Source organism: Methanoregula sp. (genome assembly GCF_002835825.1).
In the GTDB taxonomy this organism is placed as follows: Archaea; Halobacteriota; Methanomicrobia; order Methanomicrobiales; family Methanospirillaceae; genus Methanoregula.
The window spans coordinates 1-3,523 of sequence record NZ_PIZH01000243.1 but is presented as its reverse complement, the minus strand read 5'-3'; the positions used below and the strand labels follow the sequence as shown (position 1 = coordinate 3,523).

Below are 3,523 nucleotides of genomic sequence, written 5' to 3'. Positions count from 1 at the left end.
ATCCAGGCGGATGTCCCCCATGAGATCGATCCCCGGTTTGTGGAGGTGTACCCGGATGCGTCCCCGGACTTTTTTGGCTGGGCGATCCCCTCGGGGCATGGCAGGACGCGGATCGGCCTCTGCTCCAGAACAAATGTCCCGGCGCTGTTTGCAGAGTTCCGGAAGATGTTCCCCCCCTCAAATCTCCATCTCGCGACCGGCACCATCCCCCTCGGCATTATGCCGAAGACCTACGGGCACCGCACGCTCTTTTGTGGTGACGCTGCGGGATTTGCCAAACCCACGTCTGGCGGAGGAGTATACACCGGCATCCGTTCGGCCCGGCATGCTGCCACGATTGCCGTCGAAGCATGCGAGAAAGACCGGTTCGACGATACCGTCCTCTCCCGGTACGAGCGCTTGTGGAAAGAGGATTTCGGGAACGAACTCTCCCTCGGGTTCAGGCTCTTTGGAATGCGGGAGCGGCTGTCCCCTGATGACATGGACGAACTTGTGTGTGCCCTTGACGATCCGGGCCTCATCAGGACCATCGAGGAGTACGGCGACATGGACCGGCCATCGGGGCTGGTAAAGCGGCTGCTCTTCAATCCCGCAACCCTCCGGCTTCTCGGGCCGCTTGCCCGCACCGGCTTTAAGGCCCTCTTCTAACCTGCCAGGGGATCGCGCCGGTCCGATCCCGTGACCTGGATATGGCAGCGGTCGCTGGCTTTGTTTTCGGGATACCGGAAGACCCCCTGCGGAACGAAGATCTCGAAATGCGCTCCCTTGCGGTATTCACCGTTCTCGCGGATGGTGATCCCGCTGATGGAGAGGATCTCCCGCACCAGGAAAAGCCCAAGGCCGGTGTTCTTCCCAAATCCCCTGGAGAAGATCTTCTCCTTTTCGGACGGTGGTATCCCGGTGCCGTTGTCTTCGACAATAAGGAGGATGCCTCCTTCGTGGGCTTTTTTTGCGGAGATCCGGATGGTGGTCATACTTCCCCCGTGGGTAATGGCATTTTCCGCAAGGTTAAAAAACGCCCGTTCCAGGAGGGGATCTGCAAAGATTTCCAGGTCCCCGGTATCCGACTGGACACAGATCTTCCGGATATCCAGCCGTGCACAGGCATGGAAAAAGACATCGTGGACGTTCTGCCAGGAGGGGGCAACCATGCCAAGGTTCTGGTAGAGTTTTGTGAACTCGATGTTCTCACCGATTGTACCGACGATGTCATTGACCTTCTTCATGTACATCGTGTAATCGGGTTCCCGCGGTTTGTCCCTGAGCAGTTGCAGGTAACCGCTCAGGATGGTCAGCTTGTTCCTGATATCATGGCGGGTGATGTCCGAGAGCAGGTTGAGTTTTTTGTTGGCCAGCTGGAGCGCGTCATGGGCCATCTGGATCTCGGAAATATCGTGAAGGATGGCAAGCATGTGCGGCCGTCCGCCAAGGTCGATGCGGGTGGTGCTGGAGATCACGGAGATGTGCCTGCCCTCGCGGTCGATGACTGTCAGGGGAAATGACCCGGTCCCATTCTTTGCCACCATGGCGAAATGCCGTATGAAGAGGTCGTGGAATTCCTCAGGACAGATGTCTGTGTAGCGCATTCCCTTCAGCTCATCCGGCGACCTGCCGAGCAGCTCCAGCGCCCTTTTGTTGGCATCGGTGAACCTGCCCGAATCTGCATCGATAATGAAAATGGCGTCGATGGCATGACTCATGAGCCCCCGGTTCTTCTCGTTCTCGGCACGGATCTCGTCTTCCATCCTGCGGCGGGCAGTGATGTCCGAACCCACGCACAGCACTCCCTGCAACACCCCGCCCTTGTTGAAAATCGGCTTGTTCCACCAGTGGATCCAGACTCTTTTGCCATCTTTGGTAATGTTCTCGTTTTCGTTGCTGGCATACTGTTCGGGATCGCGGACAATGTTCTCCAGCAGGGTGGAAAGATTCCGTTCGGTCCCGGACTCATGCTCCGGGACAATCGTGCCCACAACCGGCCGGCCCAGAATCTCGTTGCTTGAGAACCCGAAGAACCGCTGCGCATATTCATTGAAGAACGTGATGGTGCCCGTCCTGTCCAGCTTCAGGATGATCGTGCTCGCGTTCTCGATGAGTTCGCGGTATTTTGCTTCGTTCTCGCGGAGGGTCTGGTCGATTTTTTTCTGTTCGGTGATGTCCCGGATGGACTCAATGGCACCTGAGATCTCACCGTTCTGGTCATAGAGCCGGCTGGCTTTTCCCCAGATGTATCGCGGACCATTTTCCGGGTATTGCAGGACACTCTCGGCGGTGAGGGTTATGCCGTCATGGCAGCAATCCAGATAGTGTTGTGTCTCGAATGCTTCGTCCGGGGAAAGGACCAGGTCGATGAGCATGGGCCGGCGTTCGGAGTAAAAGGGTATTGCATATTCGAACTGCCCCCTGCCCAGCATCCCTGATGCCTTAACCCCGGTCATTGTCTCGATTGCCTTGTTCCAGGCAATCACCTTTCCTTCCGTGTTGATGGCATAGGTTGCATCCGGAAGGAAATCGATGATGCTTGCGAGTTTCTGCTCGGAGTCTTTGAGCGCGTCAAGGGCACGGCGCCGTTCGAGTGCCGTGAGGATCTTGTGCCGGAGTTCTGCGAACTGGGGGCGGGCGGCACCCCCTTTCTGGAGGTAGAAGTCGGCGCCGTTGTTGATCGCCTCGATCACAACGTCCTCGCGTCCTTTCCCGGTGAAGAGGATGAAGGGGATGGTGATGTCCCTCCCCCTGACCTGCTTGAGCAGTTCGATCCCGTCCATGACGGGCATCTGGTAATCCGAGATGATGGCATCGAAGGTATTCGTCGTGAGGAGGCTCAGGACTTCCGGTGAGGAGGTGGTTGTTGTGACCGTGAACTCCCCCTCGCGTTCGAGAAACAGTTTACCGAGGGTGAGCAGTTCCGGTTCATCGTCAACATAGAGGAGGGAGATCATCAGGGCCAAACTCTCTTCGTGCAGGTATAGTGTATTGTTATAGGGTCTATTTTAATGGAAAATGCTATTTATTCTTTTTCCGGTTACCGGGAAGAACCCGGTTCGTCCGGGCAATGGGACTGATTCCCCTCCCGTTCAAGAGCTGCCCGGATCTCCTCCTTAAGCGGCCCGGGCAGCCTGAGGTTGTCGAGCGCCTTTATGAGAAGGAGGTTTGCCATGCCCTGGCCTTCCGGTGTTGCCAGGTATGCATTGATGGCTTCCTGCCCCTCCGGAGATGAAAGGAAGTTTTTGATCATCTGCCTGCCCTGTGGCGATGCAATGTACCCGGCAATCAGTCCCTGGATCCCGCTGGAATGAACCATTCTTCGATCCTCTTCTCCGGTGTAGATCGGGATGGCAGATAAAGGATGGGAAGAAGGATGGAACAACTCACCCTGCCCGTGGAGATACTACGCACGGTCTCCGTAACTACAGCCGTGTAAATGGGCCCCTCCAATTCATGTATGCTTCATGCGGCATTCGCAGGAATTTAGTAAAAGTTCAAAAAAGGTAACCAAAGCGATACATTCTTTACATCACAGATA

3 protein-coding genes are annotated in these 3,523 nt (G+C 56.2%); 1 reads left to right on the top strand and 2 read right to left on the bottom strand.

Going from position 1 to position 3,523, the window contains the following annotated elements; all coding sequences use genetic code 11:
- On the top strand, positions 1 to 648 hold a 648-nt coding region (locus tag CW742_RS09045; protein ID WP_292419414.1), incomplete at its 5' end, for an NAD(P)/FAD-dependent oxidoreductase.
- Here CW742_RS09045 and CW742_RS09040 read toward each other — a convergent pair.
- Both CW742_RS09040 and CW742_RS09035 read right to left on the bottom strand, forming a co-directional pair.
- Entirely contained in the window at positions 645 to 2,939 is a 2,295-nt protein-coding gene (locus tag CW742_RS09040) for a response regulator (RefSeq protein WP_292419411.1), read from the bottom strand. The two genes, CW742_RS09045 and CW742_RS09040, sit on opposite strands and share 4 nt — an antisense overlap.
- 83 nt (positions 2,940 to 3,022) lie before the next feature.
- Positions 3,023 to 3,301, bottom strand: coding sequence for a hypothetical protein (locus CW742_RS09035; RefSeq protein ID WP_292419409.1), 279 nt, complete (start codon positions 3,299 to 3,301; stop codon positions 3,023 to 3,025).
- Positions 3,302 to 3,523: the final 222 nt, after the last annotated feature.

Excerpts from the sequence above, each read along its gene's own strand:
- CW742_RS09040 (WP_292419411.1), bottom strand. The coding sequence starts at position 2,939 with ATGATCTCCCTCCTCTATGTTGACGATGAACCGGAACTGCTCACCCTC.
- CW742_RS09035 (WP_292419409.1), bottom strand. The coding sequence starts at position 3,301 with ATGGTTCATTCCAGCGGGATCCAGGGACTGATTGCCGGGTACATTGCA.